Source organism: Streptomyces sp. NPDC048277 (assembly GCF_040652235.1).
Taxonomy (GTDB): domain Bacteria; phylum Actinomycetota; class Actinomycetes; order Streptomycetales; family Streptomycetaceae; genus Streptomyces.
Genome location: NZ_JBEZLQ010000007.1, coordinates 38,895 through 61,808, shown reverse-complemented (window position 1 = coordinate 61,808; position 22,914 = coordinate 38,895). Strand labels below are relative to the sequence as shown.

Sequence of the window (22,914 nt, the reverse complement as noted above, 5' to 3'; positions counted from 1 at the left end):
CTAAATACGTGAGCTGTAAGCGTCCCGGCGAGCCTCAGGCCCGGGCCGCACGCGATGCCATCAACCGATGCCTGCCCCACGGAGGCGAGGAGAGGACGCAGCCACATGCAGCAGACTCAAGGCTCTGTGACATGAGCGGCCAGGACGATCGCGCCGTCACGGGGGAATCCTCCGCCGACCTGCGTCGACTGGGCCTGGAGACGATGTTCTCGGTCGTGTCCTCCGCTCCCCCGCCCGACGGGATCGACCTGCGGGACGGCGCCCTCGGCGAGGATCTCGTCGAGATCGGGCTGGTCAGCGTCTGGGCCGGTCTGTGGGCACGTGAGGGACTCGGGCGACGGGAACGCAGCCTGGTCACTCTGGGTGTCCTCATCGCGCTGGGCGCGGAGGAGGAGTTCGCCAGCCACGTCCTGATCGCGCAGCGCAACGGCCTGACGGACAGCGAGATCGCCGAGGTCGTCTACCACGCCTCGGGCTACGCGGGCTTTCCACGTGCGATGGCCGCACGGAAGGCCGCGCGGAAGGCTCTGGGCGTGCCGGAACAGCACGATGCGAAGGAGGGGCGATGACCCTGGCCGGAAGGAACGCGGTCGTCACGGGGGGCGGTCGCGGGCTGGGCCGCGCGATCGCGACCGTACTCGCCGCGCAGGGTGCGGCGGTGGCCGTGTGGGACCTGAACGCCGCGGGCGCCGAAGAGACCGCCGGGACGATCCGAAAGGCGGGCGGCAGGGCGATCGCCGTCGCCGGTGACGCCGCCGACGCGCAGGCGGTGGCCGCCTCGGCGGCTGTCACCCACGCCGGACTCGGCCCGGTCACCATCCTGGTGAACAACGCCGGAATCACCAACTACGTACCGTTGACGGAGCTCTCCGAGGACACGTGGGAGCGGATGCTCGCGGTGAATCTCAAGGGACCGTTCCTGGTGACGAAGGCCTTCGTGCCCGACATGCTGGAGGCGGGCTGGGGCCGCGTCGTGAACATCTCCTCCTCGTCCGCGCAGACCGGAGCCCCGGCCCTGGCCCACTACGCCGCGTCCAAGGGCGGGGTCATCGGCTTCACCAAGGCACTCGCGATCGAGTACGCCGACAAGGGCATCACGGTCAACAACGTCCCGCCGGGATTCGTCGACACCCCGCTGCTGCGGGAGCAGTTCGACCCGGACGACCTCGCCCCGAGCATGCCGATGAAGCGTGCCGGCCGGCCGGAGGACATCGCCCACGCGGTCGCGTACCTCGCCTCCGAGGAGGCCGCGTACGTGACCGGACAGACGTTGAGCGTCAACGGCGGCCGCTACCTGGTGTGACGGCACCGCCATGCTGGAGAAGGGAAACCCATGACCGAGACGGCACCCGGCAGCGCGGCCGCCGGCGAAATGCCCGACTTCCCGGCGCCCAGGTCGAGCGCCTGCCCCTTCGCACCCCCGCCCGGCGCAGCGTCCTCGCCGACCCGAGGCTGAGCGCCGGCATCGCCAAGAAGGGCTGTCCGCCGGCGGCTGGCGGCATCCACGAACTGCCCGTCGCCTGGTGACGAAGGGCGTTCACGTACCGAAGAACACGCTACGGAGGGAGCACAGACATGTCCGACGGAGGCTTTCGGGTGACGCGGCTGTACCACCCGAGTCACCACGTGACCGATCTCAGCGAGAGCGAGGCATGGTTCCAGCGTGTGTTCGGCCGTCCCAGTCGGCCGATGGCGGAGATGACCCGCAACGCCCCGGCGAGCGAGGGATACCCGACCGACTACTCGACGTTCACGCCCATCAGTGACGTCCTCTTCGACATGATCGACCCCAAGCGCTACGTGCTCGACGGCGTGCAGCGTTACGCCACGGTCGACAAGCCGCATCTGAAGGGATTCGGCTGGTACGTCGAGGGGATCGCCGACGCCTACCGCGCGCTGCGCGGGGCCGGTGTCGCCATGGTGGGGCAGCTCGACGAGCCCGCCGAGGGCGACGACCCGCCCACGGCTCCCGGTTCACCGATGCCCATCTTCTTCACGGTGCCGGAGAGCGCCGGGCTGCGCTACGAGTTCCTGCCGCAGATCCCCTTCCCGCTCGACCACCGGCTCGCCCCCGGCTGGGAGGTCCCGCCGGTGTCGGACGACGACCCGCTCGGCATCGAGCGCTGCTCGCACCACACCGTCCTGACCGACCGCCCGGAGCGCGGCCTGCGCGTGGTCGTCGAGGCCCTGGGCGGCACCGTCATCCACGAGGGACGGGACGAGGTGCTCGGCGCGAGCGCCACCTATGTGCGGCTCGCCGACGCGGTGTTCGAGTACGCGGTCCCCGACGCCGGGACCCCGGCGCACGCCGACTGGAGTGCGGGGGCGCCGGACGACACCTACCACGCGATCACCTGGAAGGTCGCCGATCTCGACCGGGTCTCCCGGCACCTGGAAGCGCAGGGCGTGAAGGTGCGCACCCGGACCGACGAGGTTCTGGTGACGGACCCGGAGACCGCTCTGGGCGTCCCCTGGGGGTTCACCACCGCGCTGACGCCCGGGGACACGCGGGGCTCGCGGTGACGCAGCGGGCCGCGGACCCCGCCTCGGACGACATCGATGTCGAGGTGCTCGTCGTGGGCGCGGGAGTGACCGGGATCCACCAGCTGCACCGGGCCACGGAGGCCGGGTTCACCACCCTGCTCCTGGAGGCGGGTCAGGGTGTCGGTGGCGTGTGGTACTGGAACCGGTACCCGGGCGCCCGGCTCGACTCGGAGAGCTACACGTACGGCTACCTGTTCTCGAAGGAGTTGTTCGAGGGGTGGGAGTGGCAGGAGCGCTTCGCCGGACAGGCGGAGAACGAACGCTACTTCAACTACGCGGTCGACCGGCTCGGACTGCGCGACCGCATCCGGTTCGGGGCCCGCGTGACCTCGGCGGTGTTCGACGAGGCCACGGCCACCTGGCTCGTCCGTGCCTCGGACGGCACCGGGACACGCGCCCGCTACGTGGTCGCGGCCACCGGCGTGCTGTCCGCACCGACGTTCCCGGACGTGCCGGGCCGGGAGGACTTCACGGGGGTGGCCCATCACACCGGGCTGTGGCCCGGCGAGCCCGTCGACTTCCGGGGGAAGCGGGTCGCGGTCGTCGGTACCGGCTCCAGCGGTGTGCAGGTGGTCCCGGCGATAGCCGACGAGGTCTCCTCCCTGACGGTCTACCAGCGCACCGCGAACTGGTGCACACCGCTGCGCAACGCGCCTCTCACCGAGGGGCAGCGGGCCCGGCTGAAGGCCGGCTTCCCGCGCCTGCGCGAACTCCTCCACGAATCGGCCAGCGGCTTTCTGCACGAGCGCCATGAGCGCAATGCCTTCGAGGACTCCGAGGAAGAGCGCAGAGCGTTCTACGAACGGGTCTGGAACAGCCCCGGTTTCGCCAAGGTGATCAGCAACTACGCGGACACGCTGACGGACGAGGCGGCCAACGCGGACTGGTGCGCCTTCCTCGCCGGCAAGATCCGCTCCATCGTCCGGGATCCCGCGACCGCCGAACGGCTCGTCCCGCGGGACCACGGCTGGGCCGCCAAGCGCCCGCCCTTCGTGACCGGCTACTACGAGACGTTCAACGATCCCAAGGTGTCGCTGGTCGACCTGCACGCGACGCCGATGGTCCGGGTGACGGAGAAGGGCATCGAAACCACCGACGGGCTGCGGGAGTTCGACATCGTCGTGTGGGCGTCGGGCTTCGACTTCGGCACCGGCGCGCTGACCCGGATGGGCGTGCGCGGGCGCGGCGGGCTGGCCCTTGAGGACTACTGGGCCGACGGACCGCGCACTTTCCTCGGGGTGATGAGCCACGGCTTCCCCAACTTCTTCTTCCCCGCGGGCCCGCACGGTGCGGCGGGAAACAACCCGAGGTACGCCGAGGACCAGGTCGACTTCGTCACCGACGCGCTCATCCACATGCGCGAGCACGGCAGCCGGGTGATGGAGGTGCCGGCCGACACCGAGGAGAGCTGGAACCGGATGGTCGCGGAGCTGGCCGTCCACTCCTCGTTCGGCGAGCACAGCTACTTCTACGGGGCCAACATCGCCGGAAAACCCCGCAGCTTCCTGCTCAACCCCGGCGGCCGCCCGAAACTGCGCGAGGTGATCAGCGAGGTGCTGGAGGCGAAGTACGCCGGTTTCCTGACACCGGCCGCACCCGTCGAGGGGACACAGTGATGCAGAAGTACCGATTCGACGACCGGGTCGCGGTCGTCACCGGCGCCGGACGCGGGATCGGGCGGGCGTATGCCCTGCTGCTCGGTGAACTCGGTGCCAAGGTCGTGGTCAACGATCTGGGCGGCTCGATGGAGGGCGTCGGCGCCGACGACCAGCCGGCCCGGACCGTGGCCGCCCTGATCAACGACGCCGGCGGCACCGCCATCGCCGACACCAGTGACGTGTCCACCGCCGACGGGGGCAGCCGGCCGGTGGAGCGGGCCGTGGAGGCGTTCGGCCGGATCGACGTCGTGATCAACAACGCGGGCAACGTGCGGTTCGCCGGGCTCCCCGACATGGACGCGGAGAACCTCGACAGCCACCTCGGGGTGCACGTGCGCGGCGCGTTCCACACCTCGCGAGCGGCCTGGCCGCACATGCTGGCGCAGGGCTACGGCCGGATCGTGCACACCGGCTCGATCGGCATGTTCGGTCTTCCGGACAACCTCGGCTACGCCACCGCCAAGGCCGCGCTCATCGGGATGGCCCGCAGCATGACCGTCTCGGCCGGGGACCACGACATCAAGGTCAACGTGATCGCCCCGAACGCCATGACCAGGATGGGCGGCGGCCCCTCGGAGGGCATGGACCGGCTCCGGGAACAGGGGCACGGCGGCGGGGACGTGATGGACCCGGCGCTGGTGGCACCGATGGCGGCCTACCTCGCCCACCAGGTCTGCGATGTCGGCGGAGAGGTCTTCCTGGCGGGTGCAGGACGCTTCGCGCATCTCTTCGTCGGCGTCACCGACGGCTACCTGCCGCCGGATCCCCACACGGTGACCGTGGAGGACGTCGTCGCGAACCTGGACCGGATCAAGAACCGCTCCGACTACCACGTGCCCGCCAGTCTCATGGAGTGCGTGAGCCACTACATGGCCCACCGATGAGGAGGAACTGTGAGTGAAGACAAGGTCTGGCCCCACCACGAGCTCGGCAAGAAGCTCAGCAACTGGGGCCGTTGGGGTGACGACGACCAGATCGGCACGCTGAACTTCGTCACTCCGCAGAAGCGGGTCGCCGCCGCTCAGCTCGTGCGCACCGGCAAGTCGTTCGACCTGGGCATGCCCTTCGACCAGAACGGCCCCTTCAAGAACGGCGGTTTCCGCAACAACCCCATCCACGTCATGACGCTGCTGCCGTCGGACACGGCCTTCTCGCCGGACGGCCTGATCTCGGCCGACGACATGATCGTCACCGGTCTGCAGGCGGCCACCCAATGGGACGGCCTGGCCCACGCGGGCTACGGCGGACGCTTCTACAACAACGTGCCGGCCGCCGCGGTCAACAACTTCCAGGGCGCCAGCCGCAACTCCTTCCACCATGCCGTCGACCGCCTGATCTCCCGCGGTGTCCTGCTGGACATCGCCCGGCTGAAGGGTGTCGACCGGCTGGCGGACTCCTACGAGATCACCGAGGCCGACCTGCTGGCCGCGGAGGAACGTCAGGGCGTCCGGGTCGAGTCGGGCGACATCGTGCTGCTGCGCACCGGCTCCTACCAGTGGTTCCTGGAGGGCGACCGGGAGCGTTTCCTGGGCAACGCGCCCGGCCCGTGCCTGGACACCTGCCGCTGGCTGTACGAGCGCGAGGTCGCCGCGCTGGCGATCGACAACCACTCCGGCGAGGTGTGGCCCAGCCCGGTCGAGGGCGCGACGATCCCCTTCCACCAGGTCGTGATCCGCGACATGGGCCTCACCCTCGGCGAGATGTTCAACTTCGAGGACCTGGCGGCGGACTGCGAGGAGGACGGCGTGTGGGAGGGCCTGTTCTGCGCGCCCGGCCTGAAGGTGACCGGCTCCGCGGGCTCCCCGGTCACTCCGATCGTGTTGAAGTAGCCGGGTCGACGACGACTTCCGGGGAGTCGGCGGGGCGCTTCCGAAAAGTGTCCGCGGCCCGGGGAGCACGCTCCCCGGGCCGTACGGTCAGAGCTGTACGACGACTGTCTTCGTCGCGGTGTACGCGTCCAGCGCCTCCACGCCCTTCTCACGGCCGTAGCCCGACCTGCGGAAGCCGCCGAAGGGAAGTTCCACACCGCCGCCCGCGCCGTAGGTGTTCACGTACACCTGCCCGGCGGCCACGTCCGCGGCCACTCGGTGCGCCCTGCTCAGGTCGCCGGTCCACACGGCGCCGAGCAGCGCGTAGTCGGTGCCGTTGGCGAGCGCTACGGCCTCTTCCTCGGTGGCGAAGCTCATGGTGGTGAGTACCGGGCCGAACACCTCTTCCTGGGCGATCGGGGACGCCGGGTCGACTCCGTCGATCAGGGTGGGGTTGAAGTAGGCACCCTCGGTGATGCCGTCCGGCTCGGCGATCGTGCCGCCGAACAGGATCTCGCCCGCGCCGGCCGCCTCGACGTAGCCGCGCACGCGGTCCTGCTGCTTGCGGGAGACGAGCGGGCCGAGGTCGGGGTCGTCGAGGCCGCGGCCGATCGACACACCGGCGAAGTGGCTCACGACGCGCTCCACCAGTTCCGCGTGCACGCTCTCGTGGACCAGCACCCGCGATCCCGCGGAGCAGGTCTGCCCCGCATTCTGCAGGATGGCGCTCGCGGCCACCCGTGCGGCCTTCTCCACGTCCGCGTCGGCGAACACGAGGTGAGCGGACTTGCCGCCGAGTTCGAGGGTCACGGGGGCCACCCGCTCGGCACCGGCGGCGGCGACGAGGGAGCCCACCCGGGTCGAGCCCACGAAGCCCAGGTGGTCGACGCCGGGGTGGTCCGCCAGTGCGGCGCCGGCCTCGGCACCGAGCCCCGTCACGACGTTGATCACGCCCCGCGGGACGCCGGCCTCGCGGGCCAGCCGGGCCAGCGCGACGGCCGAGCGGGGTGTCTCGTCGGCGGGCTTGACCACCGCGCAGTTGCCCGTCGCCACGGCCGGGGCGACCTGCCGTGCGAAGAGCTGCAGCGGGTAGTTCCAGGCCAGGATGTGGCCGGTGACGCCGTACGGTTCACGGCGGGTGTACGCGTGCAGGTCCGGACGGAGCGGGATGCTCAGGCCGTAGTAGGAGTCGATGGCGTGGCCGTAGAAGCGGAAGTAACGGGCGCACACCCGGGCGTCGTTGAGTGCCTGGGAGAGCGGTTTTCCGGTGTCCTCGCTGTCGAGCCGGGCGAGCGTGTCCGCGTGGTCCGCGATGACGTCGGCCAGGCGGCACAGCAGTTCGGCGCGCTGCTCCGGTGCGGTCGTACGCCAGGTCCGGTGGGCCGCACGGGCGGCGGTGACCGCCTGGTCGACCAGCTCCCGGCCGGCCCTCGACACCTCGCCGAGGGAGCGTCCCGTGGAGGGGTCGACGTTGTCGTAGGTCTCTCCGGCGGCCACCGGGGTGCCGTCGATGAAGCACTCGGTCACCTGCCGGGACTCGCCCGCGGCCTCGCCTGGCTGACTCATGCCGTGCCTCCTGGTGCCGCGTGCCGGAACGGTCCGTCCGACACGGTCCGGATGGTGGTGCGGGCCGGTGGTCAGATCACGCCCTGTGCGCGCAGTTCCCGGCGCCGTCCGGCGTCCAGCCCGAGCAGGCCGCCGTAGATCTCCTCGTTGTGCTCGCCGAGGGCCGGGCCGAGGTGGTCGACACGGCCCGGCGTCGCGGAGAACCTGGGTACCGGGGCCTGTACGCGCAGGGAGCCGAGGTCCCCGTCCGGGATCCGCGGGTAGACGTTCCGTGCCGTCAACTGGGGGTCGGCCACGAGCTGTTCGGCGTCGTAGACCGGGGCGGCGGCGACATCGGCCTCCTCGAAGACGGTCATCGCCTCGTCCAGGGTGTGCTCCCGGATCCACCCGGCCATGATCGCGTCGATCTCGGCGGCGTTCCGCAGCCGCTGCTGGGCCTCGGCGAACCGGGGATCGGTGGTCAGCTCGGGGCGCCCCACGGCCACCAGGGCCCGCTTCGCGATCGTGGGCGCGCTCCCGGACATCGCCAGCCAGTGGCCGTCCTTGGTCAGGTACACGTTGCGCGGCGCGCTGATGTCCCAGCGGTTGCCCGTCCGGCCCGGGACCGTGCCCAGTTGGTCGTGGGTGAGCACCGACTGCTCCAGCAGGCGGGCCAGCGGTTCGATCAGGTTGACGTCGATGAGCTGGCCGTCGGCACCGTGGACGTCACGGTGGTAGAGCGCCATCATCACCGCGTAGGTCGCGGTCAGCCCCGCGACCCCGTCGGCGAGCATGAAGGACGGCAGGGTCGGCGGACCGTCGGGGGTGCCGGTGAGATGGGCGAACCCGCTCATCGCCTCGCCGAGGGTGCCGAAGCCGGGACGGTCCGACTTGGGGCCGCCCGCGCCGAATCCGGTGACGTGCACCATGACCAGCCCGGGATGGCCGGCCGCGAGGTTCGGGTAGTCCAGCCCCCACCTCCGCAACGTGGACGGACGCAGGTTCAGCACCACCACGTCCGCCCGCCCGCACAGTTCGCGCAGCAGGTCCCGCCCCGCTTCGTGCCGCAGGTTCAGGGTCACGCTCTTCTTGTTCCGGCCGACGCTCTTCCACATCAGACCGACGCCGTTCTTCTGCGCCCCCCACTGGCGCAGCGGGTCCCCGCCCTCGGGCTGCTCCACCTTGATCACGTCGGCGCCGTGCTCGCCCATCCAGGTGGCCATCAGCGGGCCTGCGGCGAGTGTGGCGGCGTCGATGACACGGAGACCTGTCAGCGGTCCCTCACCCACGAGCACCCCCGCACACCTATAGATAAATCATCTATACAATTCACAACGTGATCGCGACGCTACCACAGCACTCGCTTGACAGCACGCCCCCTTCCATGAATCCATCAGGTGTTATTTGGTAGATGAGTTCACTCTTTCCGTCACGTCACGAGAGGCTCCGATGCCAATACCCCGCCGTGACCAGCTGACCCTGGTCGCCTTCCTCCAGGCCTCCAACGTGTCGGTGTACTCGGGCTCCTGGCGATATCCCAGTGCGGCAGGCGACTTCCTGGACGTGCGCTACTACCAGCGGATCGCACGGGTCCTGGAGGAGGGCACCTTCGACCTCCTGTTCTTCGACGACCGGCTGGCGATGCCCGCCATCCACGGCGACTCCCCCGCCGACGCCGTCCGCTACGGCGCCCGCCCCGTCAAGCTCGACCTGAGCACGGTCCTCGGAGCCGTCGCGGGCGCCACCGAGCACATCGGACTCGGGGCGACCTACTCCACGACGTACTACCAGCCCTTCCACGTGGCACGGGTCTTCGCCACACTGGACCACCTCAGCGGCGGACGGGCCGCCTGGAACGTGGTCACCTCGGTGAACGACGCCGAGGCGCAGAACTTCGGCGTGAAAGAGCACATCGCGCACGACTCCCGCTACGACCGGGCCGAGGAGTTCATCGACGTCGTCACCCGGCTCTGGGACTCGTGGGAGGACGACGCCATCGTCGCCGACCGTGTCAACGGCGTCTTCGCCGACCCCGAGCGGGTCCACGAAATCGCCCACCACGGCGAGTACTTCGACGTGCGGGGGCCACTGACCGTGCCGCGCACCCCGCAGGGGCGGCCGGTGATCATCCAGGCCGGCCAGTCGGGCCGGGGCCGTCGGTTCGCGGCCGCGTGGGCGGATCTGATCTTCACCGGCGACCCGAGCCAGGAGCTGGCGCGCGAGCACTACCAGCAGCAGAAGGAGCTGATCGCCGAGGCGGGGCGGGACGCCGACGCCGTACGCCTGCTGCCCATGGTCTACACGATCGCCGGCGAGACGGAGGCCATCGCCCGGGAGAAGGAGTCCGTCTTCCTGCATGATCTCGTGCACCCCATGGCGTCCCTGACGCTGCTGTCCGAGGTGACCAACCACGACTTCTCCGGGCACTCCCTCGACGACGTGGTGACCGACGAGCTCATCGACTCGGTCTCCGGCATCCGCGGCCTCGTACAGGGCATCCGCAAGCATCTGGGAGACCGCACACTCACCCTGCGCATGCTGGCCAACCACCGCGCCACCCTGCTCCAGGGACCGCGGTTCGTCGGTACGGGCCCCCAGATCGCCGAGCAGATGGAGCAGTGGTTCACCTCCCGCTCCTGCGACGGGTTCGTCATCGCGGCCACCCACTTCCCCGGCGCCTTCGAGGACTTCGTCCGGCTGGTCGTACCCGAACTGCGCGCGCGTGGTCTGGTCCGCACGGAGTACACGGGGAAGACCCTGCGCGAGAACCTGGGCCTCGACAGGCCGGCGAACGTGTTCGCGCGGACCCCGCAGGCACCGGCCCTCTGAGGCCCGGCATCCGATGTCAGGAGAACCGATGTCCACCCCGCCCCTGCGCCGGTCCGAGCTGGCCACGCCCGCGACCAACGAGCGCATGTTCGCCAAGGCGGCCGCCTCCGACGCCGACCTGGTCTTCCTCGACCTGGAGGACGCCGTGGCCCCCGCCCTTCGCGAGGAGGCCCGCGGCAAGGCGGTCCGGGCCCTCAACGACTTCGACTGGGGCACGACGACACGCGCGGTGCGGATCAACTCGATCCACACCGAGTGGGCGTACGGGGACATCATCGAGGTGGTCGAGGGGGCCCGGGAGAACCTCGACACCCTCATCGTTCCCAAGGCCACGGCCGCGCGGGACGTGTGGTGGGTCGACGTCCTGCTCACCCAGATCGAGGAGCGGATCGGTCTCGGGAAGCGGATCCGTCTGGAGGTGCTGATCGAGGACGTGGCGGGCGTCGCCCACGCCGAGGAGATCGCCACCGCCAGCGACCGGCTGGACGCCGTGATCTTCGGCGCGGGAGACCTGTCGGTGTCCCAGGGCGCCCGGGTGGACACCAACTTCCGGCCGCGCGAGCCGTATCCGGGCGACTTCTGGTACTACGCGCGGATGCGGGTCCTGACCGCCGCGCGGATCGCCGGAATAGCGGCGATCGACGCTCCGTACCCGGACTTCCGGGATCCGGAGGGCTACGAGCAGGACGCCCGCGCCGCGGCCAGCCTAGGGTTCAACGGGAAGTGGGCGATCCACCCCTCCCAGATCGAGACGGCCAACCGGGTGTTCCGGCCGACGGACGCCGAGATCGAGCGTGCCCGGCGCAACCTCGCCGCCTATCGCGCGGCGGAGGCGGACGGTCTCGGTGCCACGAGCGTCGACGGCCAGCTGGTGGACGCCGCCCATGTGAAGCTGGCCGAGCAGGTCCTCGGGGCGGCCGGCCCTCACGTGTCCAGAGGGAAGTGACACGCGACGTACTGGTCCTCGCGGACCCGGCGCACCTCCGGCTCGCTGACGGCGCACCGCTCCGCGGCGAACGGGCAGCGCGTCCGGAACCGGCAGCCCGACGGTGGCGCGAGCGGCGACGGGATGTCGCCCTCCAGCGCCGGCCCGCCGAAACCGTGCTCGGTGTCGAGCAGCGGGACCGAGTCGAGCAGGGCCCGCGTGTACGGGTGGGCCGGGCGGTCGTAGACGAGGTCGGCGTCACCGAACTCGCACATCTTGCCCAGGTACATGACCATCACGTCGTCGCTGACCGCGCGCACCACGCCCAGGTCGTGGGCGATGAACACCACGGTGAGCTCGTACGCGGTCTTGAGCTCCTCGATCAGGTTGAGCGTCTTCGCCTGTACGGAGACATCGAGCGCCGACACGGGCTCGTCGCAGACCAGCAGCCTGGGTTCCAGTGCCAGGGCACGGGCGATGGCCACCCGCTGCGCCTGGCCGCCCGACAGCTGGCGGGGCAGCGTCGCGGCGAACCGCTCCTGGTCGAGGCCGACCTGCGCGAGGACGGCGGCCGACCGCGCCGCCCGCTCCTGGGCCGCCATCCCGCCGATGACCAGCCCCTCCTCCACGATGTTCTTGACCGTACGGCGCGGGTTCAGGGAGGCCACCGGATCCTGGAAGACCATCTGCATCTCCCGCCGGAGGGCACGCAGCCGGGCCGGTCCCGCCCGGTCGATCCGTTCGCCACGGAACTCGATGGTGCCCCGGGACGGCTCGTTCAGCCGCAGCACGGCGCGTCCCGTGGTGGACTTGCCGCATCCCGACTCGCCGACGATTCCGAGGGTGTCACCCGGCAGGACATCAAAGCTGATGCCGGACACCGCCTGGACGACCCCGGCGTCGCCGGCGTACTCGACCACCAGGTCCCGGACCGACAGCAGTGCCTCGCCACCGCGCAGATGGGCGTCCCCGCTACCTGCCAACGGACTCACCTCCAGGCCCCTGAGCGGCCGGGGAGGGGACCGGAACGCAGCAGGCCACCCGATGGTCGTCGCCCAGCGAGGTCATGACGGGCCCGGGGGCACGGCACTCGGCGGCCGCCGCCGTACACCGCGGACCGAACCGGCAGCCCGGCGGCGGGTCGACGGGATCCGGCAGGGTTCCGGGGATGAGCCGCAGCGGAGTGTGCCGCGGGTGGTCGATGGTGGGTACCGCCTCCAGCAGAGCGTGGGTGTACCGGTGGCGCGGTGCCGCGAACACCGTGCGGGTCGTACCGACCTCGGCGAGTCTGCCCGCGTACATCACTGCGGTACGGTCCGTGCGCCCGGCCACGACGGCCAGGTCGTGGCTGATCAGCATCAGGGCCATGCCCCGGTCGCGCTGGATGCGGCGCAGCAGATCGAGGATCTGGCGCTGGACGGTCATGTCCAGCGCCGTCGTCGGCTCGTCGGCGATGAGCAACGACGGTTCGCACGCCAGCGCCGTCGCGATCATCACTCGCTGCCGCATGCCCCCGGACAGCTCGTGCGGGTAGTTCCGCAGCCGCCGTTCCGCATCGGGTACCCCCACCTCGTCGAGGAGCGCCAGGGCTCGGGTCCTCGCCTCGGTTCGCCCGACACCCAGATGCCGTCGCATCCCCTCGGTCAGCTGCCGCTCCACCCGGACGACCGGGTTGAGCGACCGGCCCGGGTCCTGGAGCACCATGGCGATCCGTGCCCCCCAGATCTTTCTGAGCTCCCTGGCGGGCAGGGCCAGCAGGTCGCGTCCCCGGAAGAGGATCCGGCCGGAGCAACCGGAGTTCCGCGGCAGCATGCCCATGATCGCTTTCGCCGTCACGGACTTGCCGGACCCCGACTCTCCCACGACGCCGAGGGACTGCCCCTCGCCGATCGTCAGGGAGACGTCGTCGACCGCTCGGACGACTCCGCGTGGCGTCCCGATGTAGGCACGCAGATTGCGCACTTCCAGAATCGGATCGTTCGTCGTGCCCTGCATGACCTCATCACGACCTTTCGTCCGGACGGCGGCGGAGTCGGTACGGGAATCGCTAATGCCCGATCCAGAGCTGCTCGGGACGAAGAGAGCCGAAGCCGTACTGCGCGATGCCGCCCACGGCCCTGACCGCGATGACCCCGGCGGCCGTCCGGTTGACCCAGAGCACCGGGTGGAGTTCCACCAGGCGCTTCTGGGCCTCCTCGTAGGCCGCCCTGCGCTTGTCCACGCCGGTCTCCGTGCGCCCCTTGTTCAGAGCCGCGTCGAGCTGCTTGTCGGATATCCCGCTCATGTTGGTCGGAGAGGTACTCGCGAAAGCGGTCGACAGCCTCGGCTCGGGGTCGAGGAAGGCGGCGGAACTCGTGGTGACGTCGAAGTCGTGCGAGGTCTGCAGGGTCAGGAACTCGGCGAACTCCACGACCTTGATCTTCACGGTGACGTTCTTGAACCTGCTCAGCTGCGCCTGGATCGCCTCGGCCGTCGCCTTGCTCTCCGTGGACGCCGTGGTGGTGATCGTGAACGAGACGGCTTTGCCGTCCGCCGCGACCTGGTCGAACAGCTTCTGCGCGGTGGCCGGATCCGGTTTGCTCACCGGAATGTCGGCATAGTAGGCCGAGGACTTGTCGAACAGGGTGTCCACCATCTGTCCGGCACCGTTGAAGACCGACGTGTTGACCGCGTCGAAGTCGACCGCCGCCGCGACCGCGGCACGCGCCCTGGGATCGTCGAAGGGCGCCCGCCGGGTGTTCAACGCCAGGTAGGTGCCACCGCTCAGGGGCATGGTGTTCGTCGAAAGCCCCGCGTCCTGCGCCTTCTTGAGGTTCTGCCAGTTCGATTCGACGGCGAGGTCGGCGCCGCCGCTGGTCACCGTGTTGAGGCGCTGCGTCGCGTCGAGGGCGACCCGCAGGGTGAGGGTGTCCAGGTACGGCTTGGGAGCGTCCCAGTACCCCGGGTTCTTCGCCAGCACCATGGCGTCCTGGCGCCGCCACTCCTTGAGGGTGAAGGGGCCGGCGCCCACCGGATGCGCGTCGAAGGACTTCGCGCCTTTGGCGAGCGCGGTCGGCGAGGCGATCCAGTTGAGCGAGGTGGTGACGACCGACTCCGCGAAGTGGGACTCGGGCTCGGCCATCCTGACCTGGAGCGTCCTCGCGTCCAGTGCCTTGGTGGAGGCGACCAGCGACGCGTCGGCCAGGTACGGGGACCCGGTCCTGGGGGCGCGCATACGGTCCCAGTTGGTCTTGACGGCCGCGGCGTCGAGAGGCGTGCCGTCGGTGAACTTCAGCCCGTCGCGCAGTTTCAGCTCATAGGTCCTGCCCCCGTCAGCGCTGTTGAACGAGGTGGCCAGCGAAGGCTGGATCCTGCCGGACCGGGGGTCGTCGGTCAGCAGGGTCCCGTAGAGGGCGTTGCCGACGATCGCGCCGCTCGCGAAGTTGTTGCCGTTCAGGGCGGGGTCGAGCGTGCGCCATTCGCTGAGCGTGAGGACGTTCGCGGAACCGCCGGCGACAGGCTTGCCCGATGCCCCGCCTCCCGACCCGGATGTGGACTTGCCGCCGCTTCCGCCTCCGCAGGCGGCCAGCAGAAGGGCTGCCAGGGACGCGGCGGCCGCTGTGGTCGTGAAACCTCTCGCACGGATCATCGTGGACCTCTCGTCGGAAGCGCGTCAGGGATGGATCGGCTCAACGGGCACGAGGGAGGAGGAACCGGGGCCGCGCGTCATTCGCGCAGCCCCCGGTCGAACCGGTGGCGCAGGTGGTCCCCGGCCTGGTTCAGGGCGAACACCGTCAGGAAGATGAACGCGGTGGGCACGAAGACCATGTGCGGGTAGTCGCCGATCGAGTCCTTCCCGTCGGCGATCATGCCGCCCCAGCTCGGCGTGGGCGGGGGGATTCCCATGCCGAGGAAGCTCAGCGAGCCCTCCGCCACGATCAGCGCCGCCATCACGACCGGCAGATAGGCGCCGAGCGCGGGCAGCAGGTTGGGCACGAGCTCCCGCCCCAGGATCCGTCGGTGGCTCGCGCCCAGGGTGCGGGCGGCGGTGATGAACTCCCGCGAGACCCAGGACATGGTGTTCGCCCTCGCCAGACGGATGAAGGTGGGGACGACGAGCACGGTGAGGCCGATGAGGATGGTCGGCGTGCTGGGGGTCAGGACCGAGGACAGGGCGAGGAGCAGGATCAGCGGCGGAAACGCCAGCATGACGTCGGCGAGCAGCTGTATCAGCGCGTCCAGCTTGCCCCCGAAGTACCCCGCGAGCAGGCCGAGGCCCGCGCCGACGGTCGCCCCGAGCAATCCCGCGCCGGCTCCGACCAGGAGGGAGACCCGGGCGCCGTGGACGCAGCGGGACAGCAGCGAACGGCCCAGCTGGTCGGTGCCCAGGAACAGGTCCAGCGAGCCCGGCGTGGGTGTCTGCCGGGGCGCGCCGATGGGGGTGCCGTACGGCGCCAGTGGGAGTACGTCGGCGAGGGCGGCGGCGAGGACGATGAAGAGGAGCCAGGCGTAGGCGAGGAGGACGAGGACCGAGCCGCTGCGACGCGGCGCCGCCACCGAGGGTTCCGCCGCCCGGTCGTTCACGCCTTCGGGACCGGGGCCGTGTCCGGGCACCTGCTCGGCTGTCCGCTCGGTGCTGGTCATGCCGCGGTCACCTTCCTCACGCGCGGGTCCAGCCAGTGGTAGCTCAGGTCGACCAGCGTGTTGACGACCACGTACACCACGACGACGAAGACGACGATCCCCTGCACCGTACGAGGTCGCGGGAGATGATCGAGCTGACGACGAGCTGGCCGAGTCCCGGCAGTGAGAACAGGGTCTCCACGACCACCGTGCCGCCGATCAGCCGGCCGAGGTTGATGCCGGCGAGCGTGATCAGCGAGAACGACGACGGACGCAGGGCGTGCCGGAACATGACGTAGCCCCGGCTCAGCCCCTTCGCGTGCGCGGCACCGATGAAGTCCTCGCGCAGGGTGGCGACCAGATCGGACCGCAACGCCCGTTGGAAGGAGGCGATCTCGGTCAGCGAGACGGCCACGGCGGGGAGCAGGGCGCCGCGCAGGTTGGCGGCGAGCCCGCTGTCGCCCATGTGGGACCACCCGCTCACCGGGAACCAGCCCAGGCGGAGGGAGAAGACGTAGATGAGCAGGGGACCGGCGATGAAGGCCGGGACCGACAGCAGCACCGACGAGAAGGCGGTGGTCACCCGGTCCGTGGCCGTGTCCTCCCGGGCCGCCGACAGGACGGCCAGCGCGACGGCGGCCGTCAGGGAGATGACCAGGGCGAGAGCCGCCAGTTCCAGGGTGACGGGCAGCCGGGTCAGGACCGCCTGGACCACGGACTGGTTGGTCACCGGCGAGGTCCCGAGGTCGCCCGTGACCGCGTGCCCCAGCCAGCCGACGTACTGCCTCCACAGCGGCCGGTCCATCCCCAACTGCGCGTTCAGACGGGCGATCGACCCAGGTGTCGCGTTCTCTCCCAGAATGACGGACGCGACCGAACCGGGTGCCAGGCTGAGGAGGGCCACCGACCCCATGGTCACCAGCAGGAGGACGGTGAGGCTGTGCAGGAGGCGTCTCGCGGCGTTCAGCACCATGCGTCTCTCTTCTCTGGAAGGGCACAGGTGGCTTCGTGGCGCAATGGCAGCCCAGCATGGTGACGGCCAGAAGCAGGCAGACGCGGTGCGTCCGCTCAACGGAACGGATTCCGCAAAGATCTTGGGGTCACAGGGATACGACAGAGCACCCCGCGCCAGTACTCCGGCAGCGGTGCCTGTGGTGACGGATGCGGGTCAGGCGCTGTGGCATCCGGCGGCCCTGGAGGCGGACGAGCCCCAAAACGACGAGATCCCGTCCAACTCGATGAGCTGGACGGGATCTCGTGATCCGTTCCCGACCGAAGCCGGGAACGGTTTGCAGTGGACCTGAGGGGATTTGAACCCCTGGCCCCCTCGATGCGAACGAGGTGCGCTACCGGACTGCGCCACAGGCCCTTGCAACGAGTGAAACTCTAGCATCCCCGTCGGGGTGCTTGGAAATCCGTTCCCTGACTGGTCAGGACCCGGGTGCCGGGAGGCGTGCCGCGCCGTCCGGGGGTCACTCGTTGGCCGCGCGCGGGCGGTCGCCGTCCTCGTACTGGTCGAACAGGGGCGTGCGGCCGCGCTCGCGCGCCCGGCGTGCGGAGGCCGCGCGGCGCGCGTCGCTCCGGCCGTCCGCGGGCTTGTCGTCGTCGGCGGCGGGCGCCGCCTCCTCCGCCTCGGCCTCCGGTGCGACCGGCTTGGCCTCCTGCTCCGGCGTGACGGAACTGGACCGCGCCGAACTCCACGCGTCGGGCGCCTCCAGGTCCACGTCGGAGGTGGCGCGCGGCGCGACCGGCGCGGTCACGTACGTCGGCAGGGGCACCGGCACCGGGTCCCAGCTGTCCCCGTGCCCGGGCCGCCGCTGCCGCTCGCGCTGCTGGTCGACCCACTCGGCGTGGTCGGTCTGCTCGACGAGGGCGCGCCGGTCCGCGGCGAGCGCGGACAGGCCGGGGTCGGTCCCGGTCTCTGGTCCCTCGTCCGGTTCGTCGGCGACGGCACCCGGGTCGAGGGGGGCGCGGCGCCGGGGCTGGCGCTCCCGCAGCCGCTGTGCGGCGGCCTCGGCCTGCCGCCGGTCCATCTGGTAGGCGAAGCGCCGGCGCTCCTGCGTGCGCAGGTAGGCGATGTACCCGCTGAGCATGACCGCGGGCACGCCCGGCGCCCACAGGAAGGCGAGCCCGCCGACGGCGGCGACGATCGCGCCCAGCGTGAACGCCACGAAGAGCAACACGGTGGTACGCCGACGGCGCGCGAGCACCTTCGAGCGCCGGGCGCGCGCCGCGGCCGCCTGTGCGGAGGGCGCGCGCCGTGCCACCGGAACCTGCTTGCGCGCGGGCGCGGAGCCCGGTTTGGGTTCGGGTACGGAGGCGGACGCGGACGCCGAGGTGGACGCGCCGCCCGGTTGACGTGCCGGTGCGGACGGGGACTTGGCCGCCTGCGCGGACGCCTGGTCACGCGCCGGTTCCTGCCGCCCGGGCGCCTCCGGCTCCCGTTCCGCCCGGACGTCCTCGCGGACGTCCGCCCGGACCTGACGGCGGGTCGGAGGCATGGCGAAGGCCCGGACGTCCACCGAGTCGGTGACGGCGTCCGGATCACCGGCGTCCTGCTCCCCCTCAGAGGCGGAGCGCGCCCGCAGGTCCCTGGCGTACCGGCGCTCCATCCCCGCCCGTCCGGACAGCAGCCGGATGGCGGTGCTGAAGCGTTCCGTCGGACGGGCCTCGTTCAGCTCGTCCTGCCTACGGAGCCACATCGGCACCAAGTAGGCGGCCCAGGCCCCGACAATGACTGCGTAGATGAGGCCGCTGCTGCTCACGCCTCACACGGTAGAGGGGTTTGCGTGGGGCCATCTGCCAATTGCGTCGGTGTGTCGCACGATCCGGCTGATATTTCGAGCTTTTTTTGTGACCGATGCGATCAGCAGACCGCCGGAGCCGCGAATTCAATGCCCTGAGATGGTCATCGAACGATCAATTTCGAACACGTATTCCATTTTCCTCGGCTAGGCGGGATTACCCGACCCGCTCTGGGAGCGTGCCCGCTGCCAGCGGCCGAGCAACCCCTCGGGCACCTCTTCAGCGGTGAGGGCGAAGACGAGGTGGTCGCGCCAGGCGCCGTCGATGTGCAGATAACGCGGCCGCAGCCCCTCCTCGCGGAATCCGAGTTTCTCCACGACCCGGCGGCTGGGCCGGTTCTCGGGGCGAATGCAGACCTCGATGCGGTGCAGACCGACGGCGCGGAAACAGTGGTCCACGACGAGCGCGACGGCCGTCGGCATCACCCCGCGGCCGGCCACCGACTGGTCCACCCAGTAGCCGACGTGTCCCGAGCACATCGACCCCCAGGTGATCCCGGCGACCGTCAACTGCCCGACCAGCCGCCCCTGGTACTCGATGACGAACGGCAGCATGCGGCCGGAGTTCGCCTCGGACCGCAGATGCCGGACCATCTGCCGGTAGGTCGGCCGGTGCGTTATCGGCCCGCTGGGCGTGGGCGGCGGGATGGTCGCCTCCCACGGGCGCAGCCAGTCGCGGTTGCGCCGGTTGACCTCGCGCCAGGCCCGCTGGTCGCGCAGCCTTATGGGCCGGAGGACGACATCGCCGTCCACCAGCACGACAGGCCAGGACGGGCTGTTCAGCTCGCACCCCCACTGCTCGGTCTCGGGTGGTCGCCGCCGCGGATCTGGTCGACGGCGTGCGCCAGCAGCGGTTCCAGGACGGCCAGGCCGTCCCGTACCCCGCCGGTGGACCCCGGAAGGTTGACGATCAGTGTCCGGCCCGCCACCCCGGCCAGTCCCCGGGAGAGCGCGGCGGTGGGCACCTTCTCCCGTCCGAACGCGCGGACGGCCTCGGCGATGCCCGGCACCTCGTAGTCGATCACCGCGCGGGTCGCCTCGGGCGTGCGGTCGGTGGGCGAGAGGCCGGTGCCGCCGGTGGTGACGACCACGTCGTACCCGGCCTCGACACCCGCGCGCAGCGCGGCCGCCACGGGATCGCCGTCGGGCACGACCCGCGGTCCGTCCACGGCGAATCCGAAGCCCTCCAGGCCCGCCGCGACCAGCGGGCCGCCTCTGTCCTCGTAGACACCGGCGGCGGCGCGGTTGGAGGCGGTCACGACCAGCGCGCGATACGGCGCGCGCGGCGCGCCGCCGGCGGACGGCCCGGCGTTCACGCCCGGCTCCAGTCGCCCGACTTGCCGCCCGTCTTCTCCTCCACGCGTACGTCCGTGATGACCGCTCCCTTGTCGACCGCCTTGACCATGTCGATCACGGTGAGCGCGGCGACGGTGACCGCCGTGAGCGCCTCCATCTCGACACCCGTGCGGTCCGTCGTCTTCACGGTGGCCAGGATCTCCACGGCGTCGTCCGCGACCGACAGATCCAGTTTCACACCGGAGATCGCCAAGGGGTGACACAGCGGGATCAGATCCGGGGTGCGTTTGGCACCCATGATGCCCGCGATACGTGCGGTGGCGAGGGCGTCGCCCTTGGGGACACCCTCGCCGCGGAGCAGTTCGACCACCCGCGGCGAGACGAGGACGCGTCCGCTGGCGCGGGCGGTGCGCGCGGTCACGTCCTTGCCGGACACGTCGACCATGCGGGCGGCGCCCGCGTCGTCGATGTGCGTCAGTCGGTCTGGCACAGAGGGTCCGGGGGTCTCCCCCCGGAAGGGCTCAGTCATGCTGTGTGGCGCTCCCGGTCCGGGCCCGTGGCGGTGCGGCGCTCGGGCCTGCTGTGCGCGACACGGTACCGGCAAGCCGGCGCGCACCACCGGGCAGGACCGCCCGGCAGACGGGTACGCCCGTGCCGGTCAGGCCAGCAGGACGACCTCGACCTCGGTGCCGGGGTCGACGGACTCCACGTCCTCGGGTACGACGATCAGGGCGTCGGCGCGTGCCAGGGCCGCGATCAGATGGGAACCGGCGCCGCCCACGGCGGTCACCTCGCCGTCGGCGTACGCCCCGCGCAGGAACTGCCTGCGCCCCTTCGGGGAGCTCAGCGCCGATGCCGCCCTGAGGGTGGCCGTGGTGCGGGGCCGGTGGACGTCGTCGAGGCCCATCAGGGCGCGGATGACCGGGCGGACGAACAGTTCGAAGGAGACGTACGACGACACGGGGTTGCCGGGCAGGGCCAGCAGCGGTGTGTGGTCGGGGCCGATGGAGCCGAAGCCCTGGGGCTTGCCGGGCTGCATGGCGAGCGTGCGGAAGTCGATGCCGCCGCCCGCCTCGTCCTCGTCGCCGACGTGCGACAGCGCCTCCTTGACGACGTCGTACGCCCCCACGCTCACCCCGCCGGTGGTGACCAGCAGGTCGGCGCGGACGAGCTGGTCCTCGATGGTGGAACGGAGGGTGTCGGCGTCGTCGACGACCGCGCCCACCCGGTAGGCGATGGCGCCCGCGTCCCGGGCGGCGGCGGTGAGGGCGAAGCTGTTGGAGTCGTAGATCTGGCCGTCGCCCAGCTGCTCGTCGGGCTGGACGAGTTCGCTGCCGGTGGACAGGACGACCACGCGCGGGCGCGGCCGTACGCGCACCGTGCCGCGGCCGATCGCGGCGAGCAGCGCGATCTGCGGCGGCCCGAGGACGGTGCCGGCCTCCAGCGCGAGGTCGCCCGCCTTCACGTCGCTGCCCCTCGCGCGCACGTGCGCGCGTTCCTCGGCCGGCCGGTGCACGCGCACGTGCCCCTCGGCGCCCTCGGGCGCGAGGCTGCGCGCCCGCATCCCGCCGACCGGTCCCCCGCCGAGTCCGCCGTCGGTCCACTCCACGGGGACGACGGCCTCGGCGCCGGGCGGCAGCGGGGCGCCGGTCATGATCCGGGCGGCCTGGCCGGGGCCGACCGTGGTGAGCTCCGCCGCGCCCGCCGCGACGTCCCCGACGACCTCCAGGACGGCCGGGAACTCCTCGCTCGCGCCCGCGACATCCGTGACCCGCACCGCGTACCCGTCCATGGAGCTGTTGTCGAACGGCGGCAGTGAGACCGGCACCGTGACGTCGTCGACCAGGACGCAGCCCTGGGCGTCGAGGAGTTGCAGCTCGATGGGGTCCAGGGGGCGGACGGTGGTGAGGATGTCCTGCAGGTGCTCGTCGACCGACCACAGGTGGTCCGGGCCGACGGGGCGGGTCACGGCGTTGCTCAACTCTGCTGCATCTCCTCGGCTACGTAACTGCGAAGCCAGGTCCGGAAGTCCGGGCCCAGGTCTTCACGTTCGCACGCGAGCCTGACAATGGCACGCAGATAGTCGCCGCGGTCGCCGGTGTCATAGCGGCGGCCCTTGAAGACGACGCCGTGCACGGGGCCGCCGACTTTCTCGTCCTGAGCGAGCTGCTGGAGCGCGTCGGTGAGCTGGATCTCGCCGCCGCGGCCGGGCTCGGTGCGCCGCAGTATGTCGAAGACGTGCGGGTCGAGGACATAGCGGCCGATGACCGCGTAGTGGGACGGGGCGTCCACCGCGTCCGGCTTCTCGACCAGGCCGGTCACCTTGACGACATCGCCGTCGGGGGTGGTCTCCACGGCCGCGCAGCCGTAGAGGTGGATCTGCTCGGGGGCGACCTCCATGAGCGCGATCACACTGCCGCCGTACTGCTCCTGGACCTCGATCATGCGCTGGAGCAGCGGGTCGCGCGGGTCGATCAGGTCGTCGCCGAGCAGGACGGCGAAGGGCTCGTGGCCCACGTGCGGGGCCGCGCACAGCACGGCGTGGCCGAGGCCCTTGGGGTCGCCCTGGCGCACGTAGTGCATCGTGGCCAGGTCGCTGGACTCCTGGACCTTGGCGAGCCGGCCGGCGTCGCCCTTCTTCTGGAGCGCCGATTCCAGCTCGTAGTTGCGGTCGAAGTGGTCTTCGAGGGGACGCTTGTTGCGTCCGGTGATCATGAGGACGTCGTCGAGCCCCGCCGACACGGCCTCCTCGACCACGTACTGGATCGCCGGCTTGTCGACGACCGGCAGCATCTCCTTGGGAGTGGCCTTGGTGGCCGGCAGGAACCGGGTGCCGAGGCCGGCCGCGGGAATGACAGCCTTGCTGATCCTGGGGTGCGACTGAGTCATGTCCGCAACCTTAT

General features: G+C 70.9%; 22 protein-coding genes and 1 tRNA gene. 9 read left to right on the top strand and 14 right to left on the bottom strand.

All coding sequences use genetic code 11. The features are described from left to right. The first annotated feature begins 131 nt into the window (after positions 1–131). The 6 genes from AB0D85_RS17460 (at position 132) to AB0D85_RS17435 (ending at position 6,031) form a co-directional block, all read left to right on the top strand. Positions 132–569: a carboxymuconolactone decarboxylase family protein gene (locus AB0D85_RS17460; protein ID WP_362320559.1), complete on the top strand. Its 438-nt coding sequence runs from the start codon at positions 132–134 to the stop codon at positions 567–569. Next, complete coding sequence (locus AB0D85_RS17455; protein ID WP_362320556.1) at positions 566–1,303, top strand: SDR family NAD(P)-dependent oxidoreductase; 738 nt, start codon at positions 566–568, stop codon at positions 1,301–1,303. The genes AB0D85_RS17460 and AB0D85_RS17455 overlap by 4 nt, the downstream gene beginning before the upstream one ends. Positions 1,304–1,575: 272 nt before the next feature. Beyond that, positions 1,576–2,523, top strand: a complete 948-nt coding sequence (locus AB0D85_RS17450; RefSeq protein WP_362320553.1) for a hypothetical protein — start codon at positions 1,576–1,578, stop codon at positions 2,521–2,523. Continuing rightward, positions 2,520–4,160: an NAD(P)/FAD-dependent oxidoreductase gene (locus AB0D85_RS17445; RefSeq protein WP_362320550.1), complete on the top strand. Its 1,641-nt coding sequence runs from the start codon at positions 2,520–2,522 to the stop codon at positions 4,158–4,160. The genes AB0D85_RS17450 and AB0D85_RS17445 overlap by 4 nt, the downstream gene beginning before the upstream one ends. Next, on the top strand, positions 4,160–5,086 hold the full coding sequence (locus AB0D85_RS17440) for an SDR family NAD(P)-dependent oxidoreductase (protein WP_362320547.1): 927 nt from the start codon (positions 4,160–4,162) through the stop codon (positions 5,084–5,086). Before AB0D85_RS17445 ends, AB0D85_RS17440 begins: the two co-directional genes overlap by 1 nt. 9 nt (positions 5,087–5,095) lie before the next feature. Continuing rightward, complete coding sequence (locus AB0D85_RS17435; RefSeq protein ID WP_362320544.1) at positions 5,096–6,031, top strand: cyclase family protein; 936 nt, start codon at positions 5,096–5,098, stop codon at positions 6,029–6,031. An 87-nt stretch (positions 6,032–6,118) separates the two neighbouring features. Here AB0D85_RS17435 and AB0D85_RS17430 read toward each other — a convergent pair whose 3' ends face one another. Further along, positions 6,119–7,576, bottom strand: coding sequence for an aldehyde dehydrogenase family protein (locus AB0D85_RS17430; protein WP_362320541.1), 1,458 nt, complete (start codon positions 7,574–7,576; stop codon positions 6,119–6,121). Between the two features lie 71 nt (positions 7,577–7,647). Next, positions 7,648–8,850 (bottom strand): CoA transferase, encoded by a 1,203-nt coding sequence (locus tag AB0D85_RS17425; RefSeq protein ID WP_362320538.1) that lies wholly within the window; start codon positions 8,848–8,850, stop codon positions 7,648–7,650. 154 nt (positions 8,851–9,004) lie between these two features. Here AB0D85_RS17425 and AB0D85_RS17420 point away from each other — a divergent pair, with 154 nt between their 5' ends. Next, positions 9,005–10,384, top strand: a complete 1,380-nt coding sequence (locus AB0D85_RS17420) for an LLM class flavin-dependent oxidoreductase (protein WP_362320535.1) — start codon at positions 9,005–9,007, stop codon at positions 10,382–10,384. 28 nt (positions 10,385–10,412) lie between these two features. Next, the gene (locus AB0D85_RS17415; protein ID WP_362320532.1) at positions 10,413–11,330 is read left to right on the top strand and encodes a CoA ester lyase; all 918 of its coding nucleotides are present in this window, start codon (positions 10,413–10,415) and stop codon (positions 11,328–11,330) included. Here the strand turns inward: AB0D85_RS17415 and AB0D85_RS17410 are convergent. The 5 genes from AB0D85_RS17410 to AB0D85_RS17390 form a co-directional block, all read right to left on the bottom strand. Beyond that, the gene (locus tag AB0D85_RS17410) at positions 11,309–12,292 is read right to left on the bottom strand and encodes an ABC transporter ATP-binding protein (protein WP_362320529.1); all 984 of its coding nucleotides are present in this window, start codon (positions 12,290–12,292) and stop codon (positions 11,309–11,311) included. The genes AB0D85_RS17415 and AB0D85_RS17410 overlap by 22 nt on opposite strands. Continuing rightward, entirely contained in the window at positions 12,282–13,304 is a 1,023-nt protein-coding gene (locus AB0D85_RS17405) for an ABC transporter ATP-binding protein (protein ID WP_362320526.1), read from the bottom strand. The genes AB0D85_RS17410 and AB0D85_RS17405 overlap by 11 nt, the downstream gene beginning before the upstream one ends. 52 nt (positions 13,305–13,356) lie before the next feature. Continuing rightward, complete coding sequence (locus AB0D85_RS17400; protein ID WP_362320523.1) at positions 13,357–14,937, bottom strand: ABC transporter substrate-binding protein; 1,581 nt, start codon at positions 14,935–14,937, stop codon at positions 13,357–13,359. Positions 14,938–15,014: 77 nt separating this feature from the next. After that, positions 15,015–15,932, bottom strand: a complete 918-nt coding sequence (locus AB0D85_RS17395; protein WP_362320520.1) for an ABC transporter permease — start codon at positions 15,930–15,932, stop codon at positions 15,015–15,017. Between the two features lie 43 nt (positions 15,933–15,975). Next, positions 15,976–16,884, bottom strand: a complete 909-nt coding sequence (locus tag AB0D85_RS17390; RefSeq protein WP_362320517.1) for an ABC transporter permease — start codon at positions 16,882–16,884, stop codon at positions 15,976–15,978. Positions 16,885–16,927: 43 nt separating this feature from the next. On the opposite strand from AB0D85_RS17390, the gene AB0D85_RS17385 reads away from it, so the two are divergent. Further along, positions 16,928–17,215: a hypothetical protein gene (locus AB0D85_RS17385; RefSeq protein WP_362320514.1), complete on the top strand. Its 288-nt coding sequence runs from the start codon at positions 16,928–16,930 to the stop codon at positions 17,213–17,215. On the opposite strand, the gene AB0D85_RS17380 is transcribed toward AB0D85_RS17385, so the two are convergent. The 7 genes from AB0D85_RS17380 to galU all read right to left on the bottom strand — a co-directional run bounded on the left by AB0D85_RS17380 (position 17,207) and on the right by galU (position 22,900). Next, positions 17,207–17,280, bottom strand: a tRNA-Ala gene (locus AB0D85_RS17380). The two genes, AB0D85_RS17385 and AB0D85_RS17380, sit on opposite strands and share 9 nt — an antisense overlap. A gap of 103 nt (positions 17,281–17,383) precedes the next feature. After that, positions 17,384–18,676 (bottom strand): gephyrin-like molybdotransferase receptor GlpR, encoded by a 1,293-nt coding sequence (glpR, locus tag AB0D85_RS17375; RefSeq protein ID WP_362320511.1) that lies wholly within the window; start codon positions 18,674–18,676, stop codon positions 17,384–17,386. 186 nt (positions 18,677–18,862) lie between these two features. Then, a complete protein-coding gene (locus AB0D85_RS17370) occupies positions 18,863–19,474 on the bottom strand; it encodes a GNAT family protein (protein WP_362320508.1) in 612 nt (203 codons plus the stop codon). A gap of 20 nt (positions 19,475–19,494) precedes the next feature. Continuing rightward, a complete protein-coding gene (locus tag AB0D85_RS17365; protein WP_362320505.1) occupies positions 19,495–20,031 on the bottom strand; it encodes a MogA/MoaB family molybdenum cofactor biosynthesis protein in 537 nt (178 codons plus the stop codon). Beyond that, a complete protein-coding gene (gene moaC / locus AB0D85_RS17360) occupies positions 20,028–20,540 on the bottom strand; it encodes a cyclic pyranopterin monophosphate synthase MoaC (RefSeq protein WP_362320502.1) in 513 nt (170 codons plus the stop codon). Before moaC ends, AB0D85_RS17365 begins: the two co-directional genes overlap by 4 nt. Before the next feature lie 129 nt (positions 20,541–20,669). Then, the gene (gene glp / locus AB0D85_RS17355) at positions 20,670–21,992 is read right to left on the bottom strand and encodes a gephyrin-like molybdotransferase Glp (RefSeq protein WP_362320499.1); all 1,323 of its coding nucleotides are present in this window, start codon (positions 21,990–21,992) and stop codon (positions 20,670–20,672) included. Then, positions 21,989–22,900: a UTP--glucose-1-phosphate uridylyltransferase GalU gene (galU, locus tag AB0D85_RS17350; protein ID WP_362320496.1), complete on the bottom strand. Its 912-nt coding sequence runs from the start codon at positions 22,898–22,900 to the stop codon at positions 21,989–21,991. The genes glp and galU overlap by 4 nt, the downstream gene beginning before the upstream one ends. Positions 22,901–22,914 lie beyond the last annotated feature (14 nt).